This window comes from Acidimangrovimonas pyrenivorans (assembly GCF_042643245.1).
Lineage (GTDB): Bacteria > Pseudomonadota > Alphaproteobacteria > Rhodobacterales > Rhodobacteraceae > Acidimangrovimonas > Acidimangrovimonas pyrenivorans.
In genome coordinates, this window is record NZ_JBHRSK010000008.1 from 1 (window position 1) to 17,949 (window position 17,949).

The window sequence follows — 17,949 nt, forward strand, 5'->3', positions numbered from 1 at the left end:
GCTCCGCTTCGCCATCCGTGAAGGCGGCCGCACGGTTGGCGCCGGCGTCGTCTCGAAAATCATCGAATAATCGGAGGAGGGCGGGGGACCGCCCCCCGCCCCACCACCAGCCCGAGGGCAGATACATGCAAGGTCAAACCATTCGCATCCGGCTCAAGGCCTTCGATTACCGCGTGCTGGACGCCAGCACGCAGGAAATCGTGAACACGGCCAAGCGGACCGGCGCGCAGGTGCGCGGGCCGATCCCGCTGCCGAACAAAATCGAGAAGTTCACGGTTCTCCGTGGGCCTCACATCGACAAGAAGTCGCGCGACCAGTGGGAAATCCGGACCCACAAGCGGCTTCTCGACATCGTCGAACCGACCCCGCAGACCGTGGACGCGCTGATGAAGCTCGACCTCGCGGCCGGCGTGGACGTCGAGATCAAAGTGTAAGGGGGCATGAGAGAGATGCGCTCTGGAGTTATCGCCAAGAAGCTGGGCATGACCCGGCTGTTCATGGAGGACGGGAAGCAGATTCCCGTGACCGTCCTCCAGCTCGACAATCTGCAGGTCGTGGCGCAGCGCACGGCCGAGAAGGATGGCTACACCGCCGTTCAGCTCGGCGCGGGTTCGGCCAAGGCCAAGCGGACCACCGCCGCCATGCGCGGCCACTTCGCCAAGGCGAACGTGGCGCCCAAGCGCAAGGTGACCGAGTTCCGGGTCAGCCCCGAGAACCTGATCGAAGTGGGTGAAGAGATCACGGCCGACCACTACCTGGAAGGCCAGTATGTCGACATCGCCGGCACCTCGATCGGTAAGGGCTTCGCCGGTGCCATGAAGCGGCACAACTTCGGCGGTCTGCGCGCCTCGCACGGCGTGTCGATCAGCCACCGCTCGCACGGCTCGACGGGTCAGTGTCAGGACCCGGGCCGCGTGTTCAAGGGCAAGAAGATGGCCGGCCACATGGGCGCGGCGCGGGTGACCACGCAGAACCTGCAGGTCGTGCGCACCGATGCCGATCGCGGCCTGATCATGGTCAAGGGCGCGGTTCCCGGCTCGAAAGGCGGCTGGGTCACGATCAAGGACGCGGTCAAAAAGCCCGCGCCCGAAGGTGTCGCGCTGCCGGCGGCCCTGCGCTCGGCCGCGGCCGCGGCGGATGCCGCTGCTGAAGCCCCCGCTGAAGGAGGCGAGGAATGAAACTTGATGTGATCAAGCTCGACGCCAAGAAGGCGGGCACGATCGACCTGGCCGACGAGGTCTTCGGCCTCGAGCCGCGCGCCGACATCCTGCACCGCGTGGTGCGGTGGCAGCGGGCCCGGGCCCAGGCCGGCACCCACTCGGTGCTGGGCAAGTCGGACGTGTCCTACTCGACCAAGAAGATCTATCGCCAGAAAGGCACCGGCGGCGCCCGCCACGGTTCCAAGAAGGCGCCGACCTTCCGTCACGGCGGCACCTACAAGGGCCCGACCCCGCGCAGCCATGCCCACGACCTGCCCAAGAAGTTCCGGGCGCTGGGTCTGAAGCACGCGCTGTCGGCCAAGGCGGGCACCGGCAACCTGGTGATCCTGGACGAGGCCGCGATGGCCGACGCCAAGACCGGCACCCTGGCGAAAGCCGCCAAGGAGCTGGGCTGGAAGCGCGTCCTGGTGATCGATGGCGCCGAGGTCAACGAGAACTTCGCCCGCGCCGCGCGCAACATCGAGGGCATCGATGTGCTGCCGTCGATGGGGGCGAACGTCTATGACATCCTCAAGCGTGACACCCTGGTGCTCACGAAGGCGGGTGTCGAAGCGCTGGAGGCTCGTCTGAAATGAGCACGAAACCCGAACACTACGACGTGATCCGCAAGCCGGTCATCACCGAGAAGGCGACCATGGCCTCGGAGGCCAATGCCGTCGTCTTCGAAGTGGCGATCGACGCCAACAAGCCCCAGATCAAGGAAGCGGTGGAAAACCTCTTCGGCGTCAAGGTGAAGGCGGTCAACACCACCGTCACCAAGGGCAAGCAAAAGCGGTTTCGCGGCCAGCTCGGCCGCCGCGCCGACGTCAAGAAGGCCTATGTCACGCTCGAAGAGGGCAACACCATCGACGTGACCACCGGCCTCTGATCCGGTTGGATTGAGACATCGGGAAGGCCCTCGCGCAAGCGGGGGCCTTTTCGTTTGGCCTGTGTCGCTCTGGCCGCTAAATTGGTGCGGTGGATGCCGAAGTGAAGAGTTTTCCGAGTGTTAAGGGGATCGGATGGAGTTTGCCGCTTTTCTCAACCACCTGCGAACGGAATACGTGATACAGTTCGAAGGCACCTACGAGCAGCAGAAGACACAATATGAAGAACTCCACCCCGAAATCGCGTTTGAGGTTTCGGGCACCGCTTTCAAGCATCTTTATGTCGTCGATTTCCTGGCAAAGAGAGCAGGCAAGACCGGCGCGATCGACGTCGTTCCGAACGAGAAGGCCTATGCCGGCGGTGTATCGTTCTCTTATGCGGGAATGAGCGTGGGTTTCGGTCGCGTGTCCTGGGACGCGATGGCCTTCGATCTGAAGCCGGTTCCGGCCCAGGTCGACGGTTTTGAGACGTGGTTCGACAAGTGGATGGATCTCGACGGGCAAGGCTATGTCGAAGGCACGCACTATTCCGAGATCATTCACAGCGCGACATTGACCAAAGGGCATGTGGAGGTCGATTTCGGAACTGCCCCAATCGGTGCGCTGACCAGCCTGCTGCGCCTTTTCTCTGAAGACGGCGTACGGGAGGTGGAGGTCTCTACTTCACGCACGCAATCCGTGCCAGGCTCGGTGATTAGGCGCGACGGCCTATAGACACCCCCGGCCAACCCTGCTACATCGCGCCAGTCCAATGGCCTCGGATTCGTTCCGGGGCCTGTGACTTTTGTATCTGGGCACCTGCGGGGGCCTGTACCACTGGCCACCTTCGGGGGGCTGAACACATAGGCGGGGCCTTCCCGCCGTTAGCTAGACGGAAGACAGAAAGCATGGCACTCAAGTCGTATAAACCGACGACGCCTGGCCAGCGTGGGCTGGTTCTGATCGACCGTTCGGAGCTTTGGAAAGGGCGTCCGGTCAAATCCCTCACCGAGGGTCTGACCAAGTCGGGCGGCCGGAACAACACCGGACGGGTTACGATGCGCCGCAAGGGCGGCGGGGCGAAGCGTCTTTACCGCGTCGTCGACTTCAAGCGGAAGAAGCTTGACGTCCCGGCCACGGTGGAACGGATCGAATACGACCCGAACCGGACCGCCTTCATCGCTCTGGTGCGCTACACCGATGGCGAGCAGGCCTACATCCTCGCGCCGCAGCGCCTCGGCGTTGGCGACCAGGTGATCGCGGGCGCCAAGACCGACGTCAAGCCGGGCAACGCGATGCCGTTTTCGGGCATGCCGATCGGCACCATCGTCCACAATGTCGAGCTGAAGCCCGGCAAGGGCGGCCAGCTGGCCCGTTCGGCCGGCACCTACGCCCAGTTCGTCGGCCGCGATGGCGGCTACGCCCAGATCCGCCTGTCCTCGGGCGAGCTGCGCATGGTGCGCCAGGAATGCATGGCGACCATCGGTGCCGTGTCGAACCCCGACCACTCGAACCAGAACTTCGGCAAGGCCGGTCGCAACCGCCACAAGGGCATCCGCCCCTCTGTCCGCGGTGTCGCGATGAACCCGATCGATCACCCGCATGGTGGTGGTGAGGGCCGGACCTCGGGCGGCCGTACGCCGGTCACGCCGTGGGGTAAGGACACCAAGGGCCGCAAGACCCGCAAGAACAAGACGACGGACAAGTACATCGTCCGCTCGCGCAACGCACGGAAGGGTCGCTAACATATGGCACGCTCTGTTTGGAAAGGCCCCTTCGTCGACGCTTACGTGCTGAAGAAAGCCGAGAAAGCGCGCGAATCCGGGCGTAACGAAGTCATCAAGATCTGGTCGCGCCGCTCGACGATCCTGCCCCAGTTCGTGGGCCTGACGTTCGGCGTCTACAACGGCCACAAGCACATCCCGGTGCTGGTGTCGGAAGAGATGATCGGCCAGAAATTCGGTGAATACTCGCCGACGCGGACCTATTACGGTCACGCGGCCGACAAGAAAGCCAAGAGGAAGTAAGCGTCATGGGTAAGGAAAAGAATCCGCGCCGCGTGGCCGAGAACGAGGCGATGGCGAAGACCCGCATGTTGCGGACCTCGCCTCAGAAGCTGAACCTCGTGGCTGCTATGATCCGCGGCAAGAAGGTCGACAAGGCTCTGGCCGACCTCACCTTCTCGAAGAAGCGCATTTCGGATGACGTCCGCAAGTGCCTGCAATCGGCGATCGCCAACGCCGAGAACAACCACGGGCTCGACGTTGACGAGCTGGTGGTGGCCGAGGCCTATGTTGGCAAGAACCTGATCATGAAGCGCGGCCGTCCGCGGGCGCGTGGCCGGTTCGGCAAGATCATCAAGCCGTTTTCCGAGCTGACCATCAAGGTTCGCCAAGTCGAGGAGCAAGCGTAATGGGTCACAAGGTCAATCCGATCGGCATGCGCCTGCAGGTGAACCGCACCTGGGACAGCCGCTGGTATGCCGACAAGAACGAGTATGGCGACCTGCTTCTCGAAGACCTGAAGATGCGCGAGTTCATCTTCAAGGAGGTCAAGCAGGCCGGCATCAGCCGCGTCGTGATCGAGCGTCCGCACAAGAAGTGCCGGGTGACGATCCACACCGCGCGTCCGGGCGTGATCATCGGCAAGAAAGGCGCCGATATCGAAACCCTGCGCAAGAAGCTGGCGCAGTTCACCGACAGCGAGCTGCACCTCAACATCGTCGAGGTCCGCAAGCCCGAGCTCGACGCCCAGTTGGTGGCTGACTCGATCGCCCAGCAGCTCGAGCGCCGGGTGTCGTTCCGCCGCGCCATGAAGCGTTCGGTGCAGAACGCGATGCGCATGGGCGCCCAGGGTATCCGGGTGAACGTGGCCGGCCGTCTCGGCGGTGCCGAGATCGCGCGGACCGAATGGTATCGCGAGGGTCGGGTGCCGCTGCACACGCTGCGCGCCGATATCGACTATGCCCACGCCGAAGGGGAAACCCCCTACGGGATCATCGGGATCAAGGTCTGGATCTTCAAAGGCGAGATCATGGAGCACGACCCGCAGGCCCGCGACCGGCGTAACCAGGAGCTCCAGGAAAGTGGCGGCGCCTCGCGTCCGCCGCGGCGCTGAGCCGGCCTGAAGGAGACACACGATGCTGCAACCGAAACGCACGAAGTTCCGCAAGCTGCACAAAGGCCGGATCCACGGGGAAGCGAAGGGCGGGTTCAACCTGAACTTCGGTACCTACGGCCTGAAGGCGGTCGAGCCGGAGCGGATCACCGCCCGTCAGATCGAAGCCGCGCGCCGCGCTCTGACCCGTCACATGAAGCGTCAGGGCCGGGTCTGGATCCGGATCTTCCCGGACACTCCGGTGACCTCGAAGCCCACCGAAGTCCGGATGGGTAAGGGTAAGGGCTCGGTCGACTTCTGGGCCGCCAAGGTCAAGCCCGGCCGCGTCATGTTCGAGATCGACGGCGTGTCCGAAGGTATCGCCCGCGAGGCTCTGCGCCTGGCCGCGATGAAGCTGCCGATCAAGACCCGCGTGGTCGTCCGCGAGGACTGGTAAGGTCAGGGGGCAACCCCGAGCCGACGAGATCGAGGCCCCCGCGGGACCATCCCGCGGGGGCCTTGCCGTTTTTCGGGGCCCTCCGGCCGGAGAACCCCGGCAAAAAAAGGAAGATTCCCGCGCAGGGGTTGCCAAGCGGGGCCGCCGCATGTATGTGGCAGCCTTCACGACGACCTCCACCGGAATCAGGGTGACCGTTTTGGGGCCCTCCGGTGATGTTGAAAGGATAAAGGCGATGAACGCCCAGGAACTGAACACCAAGACGCCCGACCAGCTGCGCGATCAGCTGGTGGCGCTGAAGAAAGAAGCCTTCAACCTGCGTTTCCAGCAGGCCACGGGTCAGCTCGAGAACACCGCCCGCATGCGCCAGGTCCGCCGCGACGTGGCCCGCGTGAAGACCGTTCTCAACCAAAAAGCCGCTGAAGCGGCGGCGAACTAAGGAGCCCGTGACATGCCCAAACGTATCCTGCAAGGCACCGTGACGAGCGACAAGAACGACCAGACGATCACCGTCTCGGTCGAGCGCCGCTTCAAGCATCCGCTGCTGCACAAGACCGTGCGGAAGTCGAAGAAGTACCGCGCCCATGACGCGGAGAACCAGTTCAAGGTCGGGGATACCGTGCGTATCATGGAATGCGCCCCGGTCTCGAAGAGCAAACGCTGGACGGTGGTGACCGACGCCTCGGCCTGAGGCGCACCCCCATTCAGTTGTGAACGAAACCCTGGGACAGGTTCCCAAAGGTCGGGAGAAACCCCATGATCCAGATGCAGACCAATCTGGATGTCGCTGACAACTCCGGCGCCCGCCGGGTTCAGTGCATCAAGGTCCTTGGTGGTTCGCATCGCCGCTACGCCTCCGTGGGCGACATCATCGTGGTGTCGGTCAAGGAAGCGATTCCGCGCGGCCGTGTGAAGAAAGGCGACGTGCGCAAGGCCGTGGTCGTCCGCACCGCCAAGGAAGTTCGCCGTGAAGACGGCACCTCGATCCGCTTCGACCGCAACGCCGCCGTCATCCTGAACAACCAGGGCGAACCGGTCGGCACCCGTATCTTCGGGCCGGTCGTGCGCGAGCTGCGCGCCAAGAACTTCATGAAAATCATTTCGCTGGCGCCGGAGGTGCTCTGATGGCTGCGAAACTGAAAAAAGGCGACAAGGTCGTCGTCCTTGCCGGTAAGGACAAGGGCAAGCAGGGCGAGATCGTCTCGGTCTTCCCGAAAGAGAACAAGGCCGTGGTCGAAGGCGTGAACATCGCCATCCGCCACACCCGTCAGAGCCAGAGCAGCCAGGGCGGCCGCATCCCGAAAGCGATGCCGATCGATCTCAGCAACCTGGCGATCCTGGACAAGAACGGCAAGGCCACCCGCGTCGGCTTCCGCGAGGAAGACGGCAAGAAGGTGCGCTACGCCAAGACCACCGGGGAGGCGATCTGATGCTTGACGCTGCGACCTACACCCCGCGTCTGAAGACGCTCTACGCCGACACCATCCGTGCCGCTCTGAAGGAAGAGTTTTCCTACAAGAACGACATGATGATCCCGAAGCTCGACAAGATCGTGCTGAACATGGGCGTCGGCGAGGCCGTCAAGGACACCAAGAAGGTGAAGCAGGCGGCCGAGGAGCTGTCGCTGATCGCCGGCCAGAAGGCGGTCGTCACCAAGGCGAAGAAGTCGATCGCCGGCTTCCGCGTCCGCGAAGACATGCCGCTGGGCACCAAGGTGACCCTGCGCGGCGACCGGATGTACGAATTCCTCGATCGCCTGATCACCATCGCGCTGCCCCGCGTCCGCGACTTCCGCGGCGTGAAAGGCACTTCGTTCGATGGCCGCGGCAACTATGCGATGGGCCTGAAAGAGCACATCGTGTTCCCGGAAATCGAGTTCGACAAGGTCGATGAAGTCCTGGGCATGGACATCATCATCTGCACCACCGCGAATACCGACGCGGAAGCGAAGGCGCTGTTGAAGCATTTCAACATGCCGTTCAACAGCTGAGCGCGGGAGGAAGATAGATATGGCTAAGAAATCCATGGTCGAACGCGAACTGAAGCGCCAGCGCCTGGTCAAGCAATACGCTGCCAAGCGCGCCGCGCTGAAGGAAATCGCGAACAATCAGGACCTGCCGATGGAAGAGCGCTTCAAGGCGCGTCTGAAACTGGCGGAACTGCCCCGCAACTCGTCGCCCACCCGGCTGCACAACCGCTGCCAGCTGACGGGCCGTCCGCATGCGTATTACCGCAAGCTGAAACTCTCGCGGATCATGCTGCGCGACCTGGCCTCGTTCGGCCAGATCCCGGGCATGGTGAAGTCGAGCTGGTAAGGAGAGCACGATGTCTGTGAACGATCCTATCGGCGATATGCTGACCCGCATCCGCAACGCGCAGATGCGTGGCAAGTCGACCGTGTCGACCCCGGCCTCGAAGCTGCGTGCCTGGGTGCTCGACGTGCTGGCGGACGAAGGCTACATCCGCGGCTACGAGAAGAACGACACCGCCAATGGCCAGGGCGAACTGGTCATCAGCCTGAAGTATTTCGAGGGCACCCCGGTGATCCGCGAACTCAAGCGGGTGTCGACCCCCGGCCGGCGCGTCTATGCCGGCGCCAAGGAAATCCCGTCGGTCCGCAACGGTCTCGGTGTTTCCATCGTCTCCACGCCCAAGGGCGTGATGTCGGATGCAGCAGCGCGGTCCGCCAATGTCGGCGGCGAAGTGCTCTGCACGGTCTTCTAAGGAGGTCTGGGATGTCTCGTATTGGAAAACGACCGGTCGAGCTGCCCAAGGGGGTGACTGCCACCCTCTCCGGCCAGACCGTCGAAGTGAAGGGTCCGAAGGGCACCCGCAGCTTCACCGCGACCGACGACGTCAGCCTCGCGGTGGACGGCGACGCGGTGAAAGTGACCCCGCGCGGCAACTCCAAGCGCGCCCGCGCGCAATGGGGCATGAGCCGCACGATGGTCGCCAACCTCGTCGAGGGCGTGACCAACGGGTTCAAGAAAGAGCTCGAGATCAGCGGTGTCGGCTACCGTGCGCAGGCCCAGGGCAATGTCCTGAAACTGTCGCTCGGCTACAGCCACGAGGTGAACTTCGAGGTGCCGCAGGGCGTCACCGTGGCCACCCCGAAACCGACCGAAGTCATTGTGGAAGGTATCGACCAGCAGCTTGTCGGCCAGGTCGCCGCGAATATTCGCGAGTGGCGGGCGCCCGAGCCCTACAAGGGCAAGGGGATCAAGTACAAGGACGAATACATCTTCCGCAAGGAAGGCAAGAAGAAGTAAGGGGCGCGAAAATGGCGAACACCAAGAGAGAGCTGTTCCTCAAGCGCCGCCTGCGCGTCCGGAACAAACTGCGCAAGATGGCCGCCGGCCGTCCGCGCCTGTCGGTCCACCGCTCGTCGAAGAACCTCAGCGTCCAGCTGATCGACGACGTCAACGGCCGCACCCTGGCCGCGGCCTCGACGCTCGAGAAGGATCTCGGCGTTGTCGGCAAGAACAACGTCGAGGCGGCCGCCAAGGTCGGCGCGGCGCTGGCCGAGCGGGCCAAGAAGGCCGGTGTCGAGGAATGCTACTTCGATCGTGGCGGTTTCCTCTACCACGGCAAGATCAAGGCCCTGGCCGACGCGGCCCGCGAAGGCGGCCTGAAGTTCTGAAGACGGTGGGTGGCGTTCGCGCCACCCCGATGATCCGGGGGCCCGCGGCCTGGGCCGTGGCCCACCAGGATTGGAACTAACGGCGCGCAGCGCGCCACCAAGCAAGGAATGCCGAATGGCAAGAGAAGACAACCGCCGGGACCGTCGCGACCGCGACGAAACCCCGGAATTCGCCGATCGCCTGGTGGCGATCAACCGTGTGTCGAAGACGGTGAAGGGCGGCAAGCGCTTTGGCTTCGCCGCGCTCGTGGTGGTCGGTGACCAGCGCGGCCGCGTCGGCTTCGGCAAGGGCAAGGCCAAGGAGGTGCCGGAAGCGATCCGCAAGGCCACCGAGCAGGCCAAGCGGTCGATGATCCGCGTGCCGCTGCGCGAGGGCCGGACCCTGCATCACGACATCGAGGGCCGCCACGGGGCGGGCCGCGTGGTGATGCGGACGGCCGTTCCCGGGACCGGGATCATCGCCGGTGGTCCGATGCGCGCCGTGTTCGAGATGCTGGGCCTGCAGGACGTCGTGGCGAAATCGCTCGGCTCGCAGAACCCCTATAACATGATCCGCGCCACGCTCGACGGCCTGAAGAAGGAATCGAGCCCCCGGATGGTCGCGCAGCGCCGCGGCAAGAAGGTGGCCGACATCCTCAAGAAGGACGAGGCGCCGGCCGAAGCCAATGCCGAGGCCGAAGCGGCCCCGGCCGAAGCGTAAGGAGCCCGGAGCATGGCTAAAACCATCGTCGTCAAGCAGGTGGGCTCGCCCATCCGCCGCCCGGCCGTCCAGCGCGAGACGCTGAAGGGCCTGGGCCTGAACAAGATGAACCGCACGCGCGAGCTGGAAGACACCCCGGCGGTGCGCGGCATGGTCGCGAAGATCCCGCACCTGGTGGAGATCATCGAAGAGCGCGGCTGAGCCCGGCTCGGATGTGAGAGATTGAAGCGCCCCGGTCTGGATGGACCGGGGCGTTTTGTTTGTCTATGGAGCGGAAAATTCGCTCACCGCAAAGAACCAGAAATTTGCCGCCTCGTGTGACCGAAGTGATTTGTCCAGACCAGTCTGTTCAAGAATTCGTTGCAGCAATAGGCGATCTGAGTCAGTTACAAGCGCTTCTTCTATATCCCACACGCATTCTGCGGCGCGAAACCGCGCTCTACCCTCGCGACTTTCTAGTTTGGCCTCTTCTTGTTGCCAGTCTCGTAAAATCTTCCCTTTCTGGCCCCTCGCGCATTTTCGGGCTTCGAGAATTCCTTCGCGATATGTCGCCGCATCATGACAGAATGCGACAAAGTTGAGGAAGTGCTTCCAAACCTGCTCAGAGCACCCATTTTGATGAAACTTGGATTTCTCGAGATTGGTATTGGGAAAAAGATAGTTCATGTGCTGTACTCACTAACAAAATGAAAAGCCCGAGCAACGGAATTGCTCGGGCGGACGAGGCCTACATATGGTGAGCGTCTAGTCTAGTTCAAGTCGGCTGATGGTTGGAAACGCGGGTGAGTAGATAGTGGATCGCTTGCGATCCGGTTCGCGCCCGACCCCGCCCCCCAGGGCGGGCGCGAAGTGCGCCCACCCTCGGTGCCGGGCGCGAACCTCCCGTCGGCGTGGACCCTTCGCCACCCCGCTTGCATCGCGCTCCCCTTCCGTCTATACGCCCCCGGTGGTCCCGCGTGGACCCGACTCAGCAACCAAGAAATGCCGTGGTCGGCCGCTCCCGTCGCTGGGGGTCGCATCCGGCAAGGAGAAGCGACATGAAACTGCACGAACTGCGCGACAACGAAGGCGCCGTCACCCGCAAGAAGCGCATCGCGCGCGGCCCGGGCTCGGGCAAGGGCAAGATGGGTGGCCGTGGTATCAAGGGCCAGAAATCCCGCTCGGGTGTCGCCCTGAACGGCTATGAAGGCGGCCAGATGCCGCTCTACCGCCGGCTGCCGAAGCGCGGCTTCTCGAAGCCGAACCGCAAGACCTGGGCCGTGGTCAACCTCGGCCTGATCCAGAAATTCATCGACGCCGGCAAGCTGGATGCGAAAGCCCCGATCACCGAGGACGCGATCGTCGCCGCCGGCGTCACCGGCCGCAAGCGCGACGGCATCCGCGTGCTGGGCAAGGGCGAGCTGACCGCCAAGATCGACCTGGCGGTCTCGGGCGCCTCGAAATCGGCCGTCGAAGCCGTCGAGAAAGCCGGCGGCAAGGTCACCCTGACCGTCGCGGCGGCGCCGGCCGAGGCCTCGGCCGAATAACGGGTTGTGAGCGGCGCCAAAGCCGCTTACATCATCCCTAGTTTTCCTGCGCCGCCGACCGGGGAACCGGCTCGGCGGCGCTGCCATGAAAGAGAGACGGTATGGCATCTGCTGCAGAGCAAATGGCGGCGAACCTGAGCTGGGGCGCCCTGGGCAAGGCCACCGACCTTCGCCAACGAATCCTCTTCACTGTCGGGCTTCTGATCGTCTTCCGCCTGGGCACCTACATCCCGGTGCCGGGCATCGACGGCACCGCGCTGCGCGAGTTCATGGACAAGGCCCAGACCGGCCTCGGCGGCGTGCTGTCGATGTTCACCGGCGGCGCCATCCGGCGGATGGGGGTCTTCGCGCTCGGCATCATGCCCTACATCTCGGCCTCGATCATCATCCAGCTGCTGACGACCATGGTGCCGTCCTGGAGCCAGATGAAGAAGGAAGGCGAGGCCGGCCGCAAGAAGATGAACCAGTACACCCGCTACGGCACGGTGCTGCTGGCCACCTTCCAGGCCTTCGGCATCGCCAAGAGCCTCGAGGCCGGCTCGCTGGCCCAGGACCCGGGCCTCTATTTCGAGATGGCGGTGGTCATCACCCTGGTCGGCGGCACCATGTTCCTGATGTGGCTGGGCGAGCAGATCACCAGCCGCGGCATCGGCAACGGCATCTCGCTGATCATCTTCGTCGGCATCGTCGCCGAGATCCCGGCCGCGCTGGCCCGCTTCCTCAGCCAGGGCCGCTCGGGCGCGATCTCGCCCGCCGTCATCATCGGCGTCTTCGTCATGGTGGTGGCGACGATCGCCTTCGTCGTGTTCATGGAACGCGCGCTGCGCAAGGTCCATATCCAGTACCCGCGCCGCCAGGTCGGCATGAAGATCTATGACGGCGGTTCTTCGCACCTGCCGATCAAGGTCAACCCGGCCGGCGTGATCCCGGCGATCTTCGCCTCGTCGCTGCTGCTGCTGCCGACCACGATCTCGACCTTCTCGGGTAGCCAGACCGGCCCGATCATGTCGACGATCCTGGCCTATTTCGGCCCCGGCCAGCCGCTCTACCTGGCCTTCTACGCCGCGATGATCGTGTTCTTCTCGTTCTTCTACACCCATAACGTCGCCTTCCAGGTCAGCGACGTGGCCGACAACCTGAAGAACCAGAACGGTTTCGTCCCCGGCATCCGTCCGGGCAAGAAGACCGAGGAATACCTCGAATTCGTCGTCAACCGTGTGCTGGTGCTGGGCGCGGCCTACCTCGCCTTCGTCTGCCTGCTGCCCGAGATCCTGCGCTCGAAGCTGGCGGTGCCGTTCTACTTCGGCGGCACCTCGGTGCTGATCGTGGTCTCGGTGTCGATGGACACGGTCAACCAGATCCAGTCGCACCTGCTGGCGCACCAGTACGAGGGGCTGCTCGAACGCTCGCAGCTGCGCGGCAAGAAACGCTCGGGGGCGAAGAAGGCGCCGACCCGCCGATGACCAACATCATCCTTCTCGGACCGCCGGGCGCCGGCAAGGGCACCCAGGCGAAGCGGCTGGTCGACGAGCGCGGGATGATCCAGCTCTCGACCGGCGACATGCTGCGCGAGGCCAAGGCGAGCGGGACCGAGATGGGCCGCAAGGTCGCCGAGGTGATGGATCGCGGCGACCTCGTCACCGACGAGATCGTCATCGGCCTGATCGAGGAAAAGCTGGCCGGCCCGCATGGCGGCGGCTTCATCTTCGACGGTTTCCCACGCACGCTGGGCCAGGCCGATGCGCTCGAGGCGCTGATGGCCAAGATGGGCGAGAGCCTGGACGCGGTGATCGAGATGCGGGTCGACGACGCGGCGCTGGTGGCGCGAATCACCGGCCGCTACACCTGCGGAAATTGTGGCGCCGTCTATCACGACACCACCCGGCCGACGAAGGTCGAAGGTGTCTGCGATGTCTGCGGCTCGACCGACATGCGCCGCCGGGCCGACGATACCGAAGACGCGCTGAAGCAGCGGCTGATGGAATATTACAAGAAAACCTCGCCGCTGATCGGCTATTACCACGCCAAGGGCGCCCTGCACGTGATCGACGGCCTGGCCGAGATCGACAGCGTCGCGGCGGCCATCGCCAAGGTGCTCGACAAAGCGTGAGCGTCGCGTGAGCGGGGCGGCGGTGCCGCCCCTTGACGACCGGGGCAAAACCCCTTAGGTCACGGCGTCTCGCATGAGAATCATCTTGACATATCGGGGTCCCTGAACCCGACAAGGTGAGTTAGCCGGCCCGAAGCCGCAGGTTTCGGGCCTCGTTCGTGAAAAAAGGTTCCGGGGTTACGGAACCGCGACGAAAGGACATTACGCGTGGCACGTATTGCTGGCGTCAACATCCCGACGGGGAAACGCGTCCCCATCGCCCTGACCTACATCCATGGGATCGGCGACGACACCGCCCGGAAGATCTGCGAAGCGACGAATATCGAGCTCACCCGCCGGGTGAACGAGCTTTCGGATGCCGAAGTGCTGTCGATCCGCGAATTCATCGACGCCAACCTGACGGTTGAAGGCGACCTGCGCCGCGAAGTGGCGACCAACGTCAAGCGCCTGATGGACCTCGGCTGCTACCGCGGCCTGCGTCACCGCCGCAACCTGCCGGTTCGCGGTCAGCGCACCCATACCAACGCACGCACGCGCAAGGGCCCCGCGAAGGCCATTGCCGGCAAGAAGAAGTAAGGGGAGGGGTGTATCATGGCTCGTGACAAGCGCGCACCGAAGCGCAAGGAACGCAAGAACATCGCCGCCGGCGTGGCGCATGTGAACAGCTCGTTCAACAACACCAAGATCCTGATCTCGGACGTGCAGGGCAACGCGATCTCGTGGTCGTCGGCCGGCACCATGGGCTTCAAGGGGTCGCGGAAATCCACCCCCTACGCCGCCCAGATGGCCGCCGAAGACGCCGGCCGCAAGGCGCAGGAACACGGTGTGAAGACCCTTGAGGTCGAGGTCCAGGGCCCCGGTTCGGGCCGGGAATCGGCGCTGCGCGCGCTGGCCGCCGTCGGCCTCAACATCACCTCGATCCGCGACGTGACCCCGCTGGCCCATAACGGCTGCCGCCCGCCCAAGCGTCGCCGCGTCTGAGACTGCTTTTTTCACTCGGGCCGTGTCCTTTCGCACGGCCCGAGTGTGCCATTTTTGAACCTCGGGCGTCCGCCGCTTAGGACATGGGCAGCGGACAGGTATGGAGGCGATACGCATGATCCACAAAAACTGGCAGGAACTCATCAAACCGACGCAGCTTGACGTCAAGCCGGGCGCCGATCCGACGCGCCAGGCGACGGTGGTTGCCGAGCCGCTGGAGCGCGGTTTCGGCCTGACCCTGGGCAACGCGCTGCGCCGGGTCCTGCTGTCGTCGCTGCAAGGCGCCGCCATCACCTCGGTCCAGATCGACAACGTGCTGCACGAATTCTCGTCGATCCCGGGCGTGCGCGAGGACGTCACCGACGTGGTGCTGAACCTCAAGGGCGTCGCGCTGCGGATGGATATCGAGGGCCCGAAGCGGCTGTCGATCTCGGCCAAGGGGCCGGGCGTCGTCACCGCCGGCGACATCGCGGAAACCGCCGGCATCGAGGTGCTGAACAAGGATCACGTGATCTGCCACCTCGACGAGGGCGCCGACCTGTTCATGGAACTGACCGTGAACACCGGCAAGGGCTATGTCGCCGCCGACAAGAACCGCCCGGAAGACGCCCCCATCGGCCTGATCCCGATCGACGCGATCTACTCGCCGGTCAAGAAGGTGTCCTACGAGGTCCAGCCGACCCGCGAGGGCCAGGTGCTGGACTACGACAAGCTGACGCTGAAGGTGGAAACCGACGGCTCGATCTCGCCCGATGACGCGGTGGCCTTCGCCGCCCGCATCCTGCAGGACCAGCTGTCGATCTTCGTCAACTTCGAAGAGCCCGAGGCCGCCGGCCGCGGCACCGAGGAGGAAGGGCTGGAATTCAACCCGCTCCTGCTCAAGAAGGTCGACGAGCTCGAACTGTCGGTGCGTTCGGCGAACTGCCTGAAGAACGACAACATCGTCTATATCGGCGACCTGATCCAGAAGACCGAGGCCGAGATGCTGCGGACCCCGAACTTCGGCCGCAAGTCGCTCAACGAGATCAAGGAAGTGCTCTCGGGCATGGGCCTGCACCTCGGCATGGATGTCGAGGACTGGCCGCCGGAGAACATCGAAGACCTGGCCAAGCGTTTCGAAGACCAGTTCTGATTGACCTTTCGGGGGCCGTGGCCTAGACGGCCCCCGCAAATGCCCGCTTGAGGCGGGGAAGACCCGGGCGAAAGCCCCAAGGAGAGCGGCGCCAGGACCAGGTGCTGCCGGACAAAGCAAAACGCAAGTAGGAGAGAAACAATGCGTCACGCTCGCGGTTACCGCCGTCTCAACCGTACCCACGAACACCGCAAGGCGCTGTTCGCCAACATGGCCGGCTCGCTCATCGAGCACGAGCAGATCAAGACCACCCTGCCCAAGGCCAAGGAACTGCGCCCGATCATCGAGAAGCTGATCACGCTCGCCAAGCGCGGCGATCTGCACGCCCGCCGTCAGGCCGGCTCGCAGCTCAAGCAGGACGCCTACGTCGCCAAGCTGTTCGACGTGCTCGGCCCGCGCTACAAGGAGCGTCAGGGCGGTTATGTCCGCGTGCTGAAGGCCGGCTTCCGCTATGGCGACATGGCGCCGATGGCGATCATCGAATTCGTCGACCGCGACCCGGCCGCCAAGGGCGCCGCCGACAAGGCCCGCGTCGAGGCCGAAGAGGCCGCCGAGGACTGATCCTCGCGCCACTCGAGACGTCAGAGCCCGCCTGTCCGGCGGGCTTTTTCATTGGCGGCTCCGCCGATCGCGCTGGTCCAATTGGTCGTTGCCATGAGCGGAGCGCACGGCCCGGGCTCGCCCCGATCTCCGTCGATTGTGAATTTCGGCCCTTTTGACCTTGCCTGTTCGGTGGCACTAATCGGAGGTGTCGCAACATCGGGGGCAAGATGAAACGTGTTCTCCTCGTCCTGATGGCCGTGCTGCTTGCCGGCGCCGCCGTGGCGGAAACCGTGCCGACCAGCCGGGCCCAGATCGACCTCAGCTTCGCCCCGATCGTGCGCGAGGCGGCGCCGGCGGTGGTCAACATCTACGCCCGCCGCGTCATCCAGCAGCAAAGCCCCTTCGCCAACGATCCCTATTTCGGTGAGCTCTTTCGCCAGTTCGGCGACAGCCAGCCGCGGGTGCAGAACTCGCTCGGCTCCGGGGTGATCCTGTCCCCGGACGGGCTGGTGGTCTCGAATTACCACGTCGTCGGCCAGGCGACCCAGATCCGGGTGGCGCTGAACGACCGGCGCGAGTTCAAGGCCAGGGTGGTGCTGGCCGACAGAAAGGTCGACCTGGCGGTGCTCAAGCTGGAGGGCGCCCATGACCTGCCGGCGCTGCCGCTGCGCGATTCCGACAAGGTCGAGGTCGGCGAGCTGGTGCTGGCCATCGGCAACCCGTTCGGCATCGGCCAGACCGTGTCGAGCGGGATCATCTCGGGGCTGGCGCGATCCGGGCTGTCGATCGGCGGCGCGGGGTCCTACATCCAGACCGACGCGGCGATCAACCCGGGCAATTCGGGCGGGGCGCTGGTCGATATGGCCGGGCGGCTGGTCGGCATAAACTCGTCGATCCTGTCGCGCTCGGGCGGGTCGAACGGGATCGGCTTCGCGATCCCGGCCAACCTGGTGAAAAGCTTCGTCGCGCAGGCGCGGTCGGGCGCCAAGAGCTTCCGGCGGCCCTGGGCCGGGATCAGCGCCCAGAGCGTGAGCGCCGGCGTGGCCGAGAGCCTCGGGCTGAACCGGCCGCATGGCGTCCTGATCTCCGAGATCAACCCGGCCAGCCCCTTCGCCAAGGCGGGGCTGCGCCATGGCGACGTGGTGCTGAAGATCGGCGGCGAGCCGGTGAACAGTCCGCAGGAGATGCTGTTCCGGATGACCACCATCGGTGTCGGCGCCACGGCGCGGGTCGATTACCTGCATCGCGGCCAGCCCCGGACGGCGGCGATCAGGATGATCGCCCCGCCCGAGACGCCGCCGCGCGAGGCGCTGACCATCACCTCGAACCTGGTCTTCCGCGGCCTCAGCCTGGCGCGGATCAACCCGGCGGTGATCGCCGAGATGGGGCTGCCGCAGACGGCGACGGGCGTGGTGGTGACCGGGGCGCGCGATCTGGCGGCGCAGATCGGGCTCGAGCGCGGCGACATCCTGCTGGCGGTGAACGGCCAGCCGATCGAGCGGCCGCGCGACGTCACCCGCGCGGCGCAGGACCGGACCAGCTATTGGGCCGTCGATATCCAGCGCGGCGGCCGGACCCTGCGGCTGCGGTTCCGGCTCTGAGAAACATCTGTCTCGCCCGGCCTTGGCCGGGTGCCGCCCTTCTCGCATGCTGGCCGCCCTGCGCCGCCGTTCCCGCTTTCCCCGGCCGCTCCCGCGGC

General features: G+C 64.8%; 31 protein-coding genes. 30 read left to right on the forward strand and 1 reads right to left on the reverse strand.

Features of this window, described 5'->3' with window-relative positions; all coding sequences use genetic code 11:
• The 22 genes from ACFOES_RS12210 to rpmD form a co-directional block, all read left to right on the forward strand.
• Positions 1 to 70 (forward strand): EF-Tu C-terminal domain-related protein (locus ACFOES_RS12210; RefSeq protein ID WP_209223782.1); only part of this gene is annotated, 70 nt, incomplete at its 5' end.
• A gap of 55 nt (positions 71 to 125) precedes the next feature.
• Positions 126 to 434, forward strand: a complete 309-nt coding sequence (gene rpsJ / locus ACFOES_RS12215) for a 30S ribosomal protein S10 (protein WP_377833568.1) — start codon at positions 126 to 128, stop codon at positions 432 to 434.
• Positions 435 to 449: 15 nt separating this feature from the next.
• Entirely contained in the window at positions 450 to 1,178 is a 729-nt protein-coding gene (rplC, locus tag ACFOES_RS12220) for a 50S ribosomal protein L3 (protein ID WP_377833742.1), read from the forward strand.
• Positions 1,175 to 1,795, forward strand: coding sequence for a 50S ribosomal protein L4 (gene rplD / locus ACFOES_RS12225; protein ID WP_377833570.1), 621 nt, complete (start codon positions 1,175 to 1,177; stop codon positions 1,793 to 1,795). The genes rplC and rplD overlap by 4 nt, the downstream gene beginning before the upstream one ends.
• Complete coding sequence (locus ACFOES_RS12230; protein WP_377833571.1) at positions 1,792 to 2,088, forward strand: 50S ribosomal protein L23; 297 nt, start codon at positions 1,792 to 1,794, stop codon at positions 2,086 to 2,088. Before rplD ends, ACFOES_RS12230 begins: the two co-directional genes overlap by 4 nt.
• A 133-nt stretch (positions 2,089 to 2,221) precedes the next feature.
• The gene (locus tag ACFOES_RS12235; RefSeq protein ID WP_377833572.1) at positions 2,222 to 2,800 is read left to right on the forward strand and encodes a hypothetical protein; all 579 of its coding nucleotides are present in this window, start codon (positions 2,222 to 2,224) and stop codon (positions 2,798 to 2,800) included.
• Positions 2,801 to 2,973: 173 nt separating this feature from the next.
• Positions 2,974 to 3,810, forward strand: coding sequence for a 50S ribosomal protein L2 (gene rplB, locus ACFOES_RS12240; protein WP_377833573.1), 837 nt, complete (start codon positions 2,974 to 2,976; stop codon positions 3,808 to 3,810).
• 3 nt (positions 3,811 to 3,813) lie between these two features.
• The gene (gene rpsS / locus ACFOES_RS12245; RefSeq protein WP_377833574.1) at positions 3,814 to 4,092 is read left to right on the forward strand and encodes a 30S ribosomal protein S19; all 279 of its coding nucleotides are present in this window, start codon (positions 3,814 to 3,816) and stop codon (positions 4,090 to 4,092) included.
• Between the two features lie 5 nt (positions 4,093 to 4,097).
• A complete protein-coding gene (gene rplV, locus ACFOES_RS12250; RefSeq protein WP_377833575.1) occupies positions 4,098 to 4,478 on the forward strand; it encodes a 50S ribosomal protein L22 in 381 nt (126 codons plus the stop codon).
• Entirely contained in the window at positions 4,478 to 5,182 is a 705-nt protein-coding gene (gene rpsC, locus ACFOES_RS12255) for a 30S ribosomal protein S3 (protein ID WP_377833576.1), read from the forward strand. Before rplV ends, rpsC begins: the two co-directional genes overlap by 1 nt.
• A gap of 22 nt (positions 5,183 to 5,204) precedes the next feature.
• Entirely contained in the window at positions 5,205 to 5,618 is a 414-nt protein-coding gene (gene rplP / locus ACFOES_RS12260) for a 50S ribosomal protein L16 (protein ID WP_377833577.1), read from the forward strand.
• A gap of 235 nt (positions 5,619 to 5,853) precedes the next feature.
• On the forward strand, positions 5,854 to 6,057 hold the full coding sequence (gene rpmC / locus ACFOES_RS12265; protein ID WP_377833743.1) for a 50S ribosomal protein L29: 204 nt from the start codon (positions 5,854 to 5,856) through the stop codon (positions 6,055 to 6,057).
• A 12-nt stretch (positions 6,058 to 6,069) separates the two neighbouring features.
• On the forward strand, positions 6,070 to 6,309 hold the full coding sequence (gene rpsQ / locus ACFOES_RS12270) for a 30S ribosomal protein S17 (protein ID WP_377833578.1): 240 nt from the start codon (positions 6,070 to 6,072) through the stop codon (positions 6,307 to 6,309).
• 65 nt (positions 6,310 to 6,374) lie between these two features.
• Positions 6,375 to 6,743 (forward strand): 50S ribosomal protein L14, encoded by a 369-nt coding sequence (gene rplN / locus ACFOES_RS12275; RefSeq protein WP_035714274.1) that lies wholly within the window; start codon positions 6,375 to 6,377, stop codon positions 6,741 to 6,743.
• A complete protein-coding gene (gene rplX, locus ACFOES_RS12280; protein WP_377833579.1) occupies positions 6,743 to 7,048 on the forward strand; it encodes a 50S ribosomal protein L24 in 306 nt (101 codons plus the stop codon). The genes rplN and rplX overlap by 1 nt, the downstream gene beginning before the upstream one ends.
• Positions 7,048 to 7,608: a 50S ribosomal protein L5 gene (gene rplE / locus ACFOES_RS12285; RefSeq protein ID WP_377833580.1), complete on the forward strand. Its 561-nt coding sequence runs from the start codon at positions 7,048 to 7,050 to the stop codon at positions 7,606 to 7,608. Before rplX ends, rplE begins: the two co-directional genes overlap by 1 nt.
• A gap of 19 nt (positions 7,609 to 7,627) precedes the next feature.
• Positions 7,628 to 7,933 (forward strand): 30S ribosomal protein S14, encoded by a 306-nt coding sequence (gene rpsN, locus ACFOES_RS12290; RefSeq protein WP_377833581.1) that lies wholly within the window; start codon positions 7,628 to 7,630, stop codon positions 7,931 to 7,933.
• A 10-nt stretch (positions 7,934 to 7,943) separates the two neighbouring features.
• The gene (rpsH, locus tag ACFOES_RS12295; protein WP_377833582.1) at positions 7,944 to 8,342 is read left to right on the forward strand and encodes a 30S ribosomal protein S8; all 399 of its coding nucleotides are present in this window, start codon (positions 7,944 to 7,946) and stop codon (positions 8,340 to 8,342) included.
• Positions 8,343 to 8,353: 11 nt separating this feature from the next.
• The gene (gene rplF, locus ACFOES_RS12300) at positions 8,354 to 8,887 is read left to right on the forward strand and encodes a 50S ribosomal protein L6 (RefSeq protein ID WP_377833583.1); all 534 of its coding nucleotides are present in this window, start codon (positions 8,354 to 8,356) and stop codon (positions 8,885 to 8,887) included.
• 11 nt (positions 8,888 to 8,898) lie between these two features.
• Positions 8,899 to 9,258: a 50S ribosomal protein L18 gene (rplR, locus tag ACFOES_RS12305; protein WP_377833585.1), complete on the forward strand. Its 360-nt coding sequence runs from the start codon at positions 8,899 to 8,901 to the stop codon at positions 9,256 to 9,258.
• Between the two features lie 115 nt (positions 9,259 to 9,373).
• Positions 9,374 to 9,958, forward strand: coding sequence for a 30S ribosomal protein S5 (rpsE, locus tag ACFOES_RS12310; RefSeq protein WP_377833586.1), 585 nt, complete (start codon positions 9,374 to 9,376; stop codon positions 9,956 to 9,958).
• 12 nt (positions 9,959 to 9,970) lie between these two features.
• A complete protein-coding gene (gene rpmD, locus ACFOES_RS12315) occupies positions 9,971 to 10,159 on the forward strand; it encodes a 50S ribosomal protein L30 (RefSeq protein ID WP_377833587.1) in 189 nt (62 codons plus the stop codon).
• 63 nt (positions 10,160 to 10,222) lie between these two features.
• Here rpmD and ACFOES_RS12320 read toward each other — a convergent pair whose 3' ends face one another.
• Positions 10,223 to 10,624: a hypothetical protein gene (locus ACFOES_RS12320; protein ID WP_377833589.1), complete on the reverse strand. Its 402-nt coding sequence runs from the start codon at positions 10,622 to 10,624 to the stop codon at positions 10,223 to 10,225.
• Positions 10,625 to 10,995: 371 nt separating this feature from the next.
• Between ACFOES_RS12320 and rplO the strand changes: the two genes are divergently transcribed.
• The 8 genes from rplO (at position 10,996) to ACFOES_RS12360 (ending at position 17,851) form a co-directional block, all read left to right on the forward strand.
• A complete protein-coding gene (gene rplO / locus ACFOES_RS12325) occupies positions 10,996 to 11,484 on the forward strand; it encodes a 50S ribosomal protein L15 (protein ID WP_377833591.1) in 489 nt (162 codons plus the stop codon).
• Between the two features lie 101 nt (positions 11,485 to 11,585).
• Positions 11,586 to 12,947, forward strand: a complete 1,362-nt coding sequence (gene secY / locus ACFOES_RS12330; RefSeq protein ID WP_377833592.1) for a preprotein translocase subunit SecY — start codon at positions 11,586 to 11,588, stop codon at positions 12,945 to 12,947.
• Positions 12,944 to 13,594 carry an adenylate kinase gene (locus ACFOES_RS12335; protein ID WP_377833593.1) on the forward strand — a complete coding sequence of 217 codons (651 nt, stop codon included), beginning with the start codon at positions 12,944 to 12,946 and terminating at the stop codon, positions 13,592 to 13,594. The genes secY and ACFOES_RS12335 overlap by 4 nt, the downstream gene beginning before the upstream one ends.
• Before the next feature lie 207 nt (positions 13,595 to 13,801).
• Positions 13,802 to 14,170: a 30S ribosomal protein S13 gene (rpsM, locus tag ACFOES_RS12340; RefSeq protein ID WP_377833594.1), complete on the forward strand. Its 369-nt coding sequence runs from the start codon at positions 13,802 to 13,804 to the stop codon at positions 14,168 to 14,170.
• A gap of 15 nt (positions 14,171 to 14,185) precedes the next feature.
• Positions 14,186 to 14,575 (forward strand): 30S ribosomal protein S11, encoded by a 390-nt coding sequence (gene rpsK / locus ACFOES_RS12345; protein WP_377833595.1) that lies wholly within the window; start codon positions 14,186 to 14,188, stop codon positions 14,573 to 14,575.
• 115 nt (positions 14,576 to 14,690) lie between these two features.
• A complete protein-coding gene (locus ACFOES_RS12350; RefSeq protein WP_377833596.1) occupies positions 14,691 to 15,707 on the forward strand; it encodes a DNA-directed RNA polymerase subunit alpha in 1,017 nt (338 codons plus the stop codon).
• A 141-nt stretch (positions 15,708 to 15,848) separates the two neighbouring features.
• A complete protein-coding gene (rplQ, locus tag ACFOES_RS12355; RefSeq protein WP_377833597.1) occupies positions 15,849 to 16,268 on the forward strand; it encodes a 50S ribosomal protein L17 in 420 nt (139 codons plus the stop codon).
• Between the two features lie 209 nt (positions 16,269 to 16,477).
• The gene (locus tag ACFOES_RS12360; protein WP_377833598.1) at positions 16,478 to 17,851 is read left to right on the forward strand and encodes a Do family serine endopeptidase; all 1,374 of its coding nucleotides are present in this window, start codon (positions 16,478 to 16,480) and stop codon (positions 17,849 to 17,851) included.
• Positions 17,852 to 17,949: the final 98 nt, after the last annotated feature.